We start from the raw sequence: 3451 nt of genomic DNA, 5'->3' as shown, positions 1-3451 counted from the left end.
AATCCTTTCCTGTTCGGCCTTCACCCGCGCGGCGTTGGCCTCGGCATCGGCCTTCGCTCTGGCGCTGGCGTCGATGAAGTTGCTGATGGTCCCGAGGTGGGCGAGCTGGGTGTCGGTGAGCAGCTGCTGACTCTGCTCGAGCAGTGCGCTCATCCGGGGGTTGAGGATGAACTGGTGCCACGCGCCGAACAGCGCGAGCGCCACCAGCGGCCCGTTGCGCCAATCGCTCACGAGCCACTTGCCGGCCGCTGAGAGGCCTCTCAGAAGCCCGTCGAGCACGCCTCCGCCGAACAGGCGAAGCGCGGTCCAGATCGCGCCCCAACTGATCATGCACCGCCCCCGGCGTTGCGCAGCGCGGCGCGGACCTCGTCCTTGATGTCGATCTCGCGCGCGCTCTTCCACACCGGGTTGCGCGGCTCCTTCGGATTGACGCGATCGTAGATCGTGACGACGCCGTCACCGGACCACCTACCCTCGAAGAACAGCTTCCGCTCGGCCTTGCGCCGGGCGATGATCTCGCGCGGCTTGGCCCAATAGAGGAACTCGATCCAGGCGCGGTCTCGCTGGCCCTTCAGGAAGGACTGCACCCAGTCGGCCTCGCCGATCGCGCCGGTGTTCCAGTGGAAGGAGAGCGCCGCGGCAGTCTGCGCCTCGGTCAGCGTTCGGCCGCGGAAGGCGCGCAGCACCTCGGGCAGGTACTTGGTGCGCAGCAGCCACTCGAAGACCTCGACCGCGCGCTCGATCGTCGAACGCTCGCCGCCGCGGGTTGTGTCGTACCGCTCGACCCGGTGCCCGCTCTTGCTGGTGACGCCGAAGCCCCACGTCAGCACGCCCTCGCTGTCGCGATAGGCCTCGAGCACGAGGCCTTCGTGCTCGGCGATCTCGAGCAAAGTCTTTTCGCTGAGGAGGGTGGTGCTCATGTCCCGCGACTAGGGCGGGAGGGAGGCAATCCGTTACCTCCGGGGGCGGAGCAAGCCCGCTAGAGGAGCCGTGGCTGACGTTCGTCCTCGCGCCAGCGCTTCAGGATCTCATAGACCTGCGCCTCGCGGATTTTCAAGTGACGGGCGATCTCGCGCCGCGTCATGCCGGCATCGGCGTGCTGCTTGACCGCATGGTGGAGGACGACGCGCACCGGGATCGAGACCGGCGGCGTGCCGCCCATCACATCGCACAGCGCGCGCGCCAGCTCCTCGCCGATCGCCTCGGCGATGCGCGGCTCGCGCGCCGGGTTCTTGGGGATATAGACCCGCTCACCCCGGAACGCGCAGCCCAGCACGAGCGCCGCCCGGGTGCCGATCACCCCGGCGATCTCGTCGAGCACGCGCGAACCGGTCGAGACGAGCGATTCGGTCATCCGGCGCGGTTCCGGGTCCAGTCGTTGGCCTGCCAGAAGGCCTGCGCCTGAGGGCCGAGGAGCCCTTCCAAGGCCATTGCCTTCTGGATGATGAAGATCGGGATGATCTTCTGCTCGCGCCAATGCGGCCACTTGCGCCGCCAACGAAGGATGCGGGTCAGGTCATATGGCGACAGACCGGTCTCGACCGACAAGGGGACGCAAAAGCTTTCGGGATCGTCCTTCCGTTCAAGATGCTCGATCAGGTCGTTGAGACGTTCGTAGGCCTCGTTGAGCGCAGGGTCGTCCGACAGGTCCGGCATCCCGGTCGGCGGGCCGTCCAGGTACTCGTAAGGTGGGTGACGGTCGAGCCGGTCCATCAGTGCACAGCCTGCTCGGCCGGCGCCCCGGTGATGGTGGCATGGGCGAGCGGCAGCGGGGTGCCACAATGCGAGCACTCGGCGGTGACGCGGCCGACATGCCAGCCCTTGTTGCCACACTGGGGGCAGCGGTTGGTCTCGCCCTCGTGATAGCAGAGCGGCGCCGGCCGATCGAAGTAGGTCGGGGCGTTCATGGCAGCACCTCGCTGGCGCCGAAGAACTCGGCGCGCATGGAGTGGGGGAGCAGCGTCCGGAAGATGCTGCGGAATGCGCCGTGCGTGGCCGTCAGGTGACCGAAGCCCGCATACCCGGGTGCCACATCGAACCAGTCGATCCTCATGCCGCACCGCCCGCAGCGCGCAGCCTGGCGCCGAGCTGCTGGGCGAGGGTCTGGTAGGCCTCGGCGTTCATCGGGCCATCCGCGCCCAGCTCGACGCCGCACAGCCGCCACGCGGCGGTGTTGAGCGTCCAGTCCGGCCGCGCCTCGCCTGCCTTCACCAGCTTGGCGAGGATCGCCTCGCACAGGCCTTCGTTCAGCTTCAGCGGGGAGAGGTTGTTGCCGCTCGCGTCGGTCTGCGCCCAGCCTTCGATCTCGGCCCGCTTCTTCAGGGCCTCGATCAGCTTGTAGCCATCCGACTGCTTGGCCCAGACAAGCCGCTCGCACCCGATCTGGCGCTTGGCGAAGGCCTCCAGCGCCTTCTCGTCGCGGTTGCGCGCCCACCCGAGGTGGTAGAGCGAGATCCACAGTGCGCGGGCCTTGCGGGCCATCGGGTTCTGCGCGACGCCCTTGGCCGCGGGCCGGGGCAGGTCTTTCCAGCCCAGCGCCCGGAACCGGTCGAGCACCATCTCCAGCTCGCGTTCAGAGCAATCCTTGAGCGAGGCCTTGCCGGTCTCGTGGATCAGGATCTGGCGATAGTCGTCCTCGTCGAGGCTGAGGGCCTTCTTGCCGACATGGACCTTGCCGATCATCGCGTTGCGACGCTTGGTGCGGGGATCGAAGCGAGCTGGCCGCGCCGGGGCGGTCGAGACAAGGGAAAGAGCCATGGTCATGCGTCTCCCGTGATTGCGGCCACGCCGATCGCGAGGATCGCGAAGAGGCCGAGGGTGATGAACATCCCGATCGCTTCGGACCGGGCGGTGCCCGGGCCGCCCGCGGCGTCAAGCTCGCGCGCGGCCTCGCGGTAGAGGTCGAGGAGGTTGATCACCCCCGCACCCGTGCATCAGGCCGCATGTTTGCCTCGCAATGGAAGCAGTGGTGCGGACCGGACTCCATACTGGTGTCGATCTGGTGCTTGCCGTCCGGAGACGAGGGGCACTCCCGCTCCTCCGCTTCCTTGGCTTCGACCGCAGCGATCGCGGCGTCACGCGCCTCCCGGTAGCGGCGGATCGCATCGATCCGGGCCTCGCCGCCGAGCTCGCGCCCGCGCGCATCGGCGTAGGTGTCGAAGACCGCCCGGTTGAGCGGTTTCGGCACACGCCGCCAGTGCGGCCAGCACATCAGCTGGTTGGGTTTTGCGTGCGCGGTGCAGCCCTTCACTGGGCAGAGCTTGCCGGTGGCGCCGCTCACAGCACGGTGCTCGAGTTCTGCTGCCAGGCCTTGCGCAGGTGCTGGAGCGTGACGGGCGAGCTCTGCGCCACCGCGAGCATGTGCGCGACCTCGAGCACGAAGGTGGCACCGCGCAGCGCGCCCGGCTTGCCGACCATCTCCCGGATGAAGCTGACCATCGCCGGGTCGGAG

The 3451-nt window shown here is 68.4% G+C and carries 10 protein-coding genes; all 10 read right to left on the bottom strand.

The window, feature by feature from the left end:
- Window positions 1–330: hypothetical protein (locus ACLBKU_RS17620; RefSeq protein WP_410180879.1), on the bottom strand; the 330-nt coding region annotated here is incomplete at its 3' end.
- A complete protein-coding gene (locus ACLBKU_RS17615; RefSeq protein WP_410180878.1) occupies window positions 327–920 on the bottom strand; it encodes a lysozyme in 594 nt (197 codons plus the stop codon). The genes ACLBKU_RS17615 and ACLBKU_RS17620, both read right to left, overlap by 4 nt.
- A 59-nt stretch (window positions 921–979) precedes the next feature.
- On the bottom strand, window positions 980–1354 hold the full coding sequence (locus ACLBKU_RS17610; protein ID WP_410180877.1) for a Mor transcription activator family protein: 375 nt from the start codon (window positions 1352–1354) through the stop codon (window positions 980–982).
- Window positions 1351–1713: a hypothetical protein gene (locus tag ACLBKU_RS17605; RefSeq protein ID WP_410180876.1), complete on the bottom strand. Its 363-nt coding sequence runs from the start codon at window positions 1711–1713 to the stop codon at window positions 1351–1353. Before ACLBKU_RS17605 ends, ACLBKU_RS17610 begins: the two co-directional genes overlap by 4 nt.
- Window positions 1713–1907, bottom strand: a complete 195-nt coding sequence (locus ACLBKU_RS17600; RefSeq protein ID WP_410180875.1) for a hypothetical protein — start codon at window positions 1905–1907, stop codon at window positions 1713–1715. Before ACLBKU_RS17600 ends, ACLBKU_RS17605 begins: the two co-directional genes overlap by 1 nt.
- Window positions 1904–2053 (bottom strand): hypothetical protein, encoded by a 150-nt coding sequence (locus ACLBKU_RS17595; RefSeq protein ID WP_410180874.1) that lies wholly within the window; start codon window positions 2051–2053, stop codon window positions 1904–1906. The genes ACLBKU_RS17600 and ACLBKU_RS17595 overlap by 4 nt, the downstream gene beginning before the upstream one ends.
- Entirely contained in the window at window positions 2050–2757 is a 708-nt protein-coding gene (locus ACLBKU_RS17590) for a gp16 family protein (RefSeq protein WP_410180873.1), read from the bottom strand. The genes ACLBKU_RS17595 and ACLBKU_RS17590 overlap by 4 nt, the downstream gene beginning before the upstream one ends.
- A gap of 2 nt (window positions 2758–2759) precedes the next feature.
- Window positions 2760–2918: a hypothetical protein gene (locus ACLBKU_RS17585; RefSeq protein WP_410180872.1), complete on the bottom strand. Its 159-nt coding sequence runs from the start codon at window positions 2916–2918 to the stop codon at window positions 2760–2762.
- Window positions 2915–3280 (bottom strand): hypothetical protein, encoded by a 366-nt coding sequence (locus tag ACLBKU_RS17580; protein ID WP_410180871.1) that lies wholly within the window; start codon window positions 3278–3280, stop codon window positions 2915–2917. The genes ACLBKU_RS17585 and ACLBKU_RS17580 overlap by 4 nt, the downstream gene beginning before the upstream one ends.
- On the bottom strand, window positions 3277–3438 hold the full coding sequence (locus ACLBKU_RS17575; RefSeq protein WP_410180866.1) for a hypothetical protein: 162 nt from the start codon (window positions 3436–3438) through the stop codon (window positions 3277–3279). Before ACLBKU_RS17575 ends, ACLBKU_RS17580 begins: the two co-directional genes overlap by 4 nt.
- Between the last annotated feature and the right edge of the window lie 13 nt (window positions 3439–3451).

It is taken from the genome of Erythrobacter sp. NE805, from assembly GCF_046452355.1.
Taxonomy (GTDB): domain Bacteria; phylum Pseudomonadota; class Alphaproteobacteria; order Sphingomonadales; family Sphingomonadaceae; genus Erythrobacter.
This window is presented reverse-complemented; position numbering and strand designations above follow the sequence as displayed.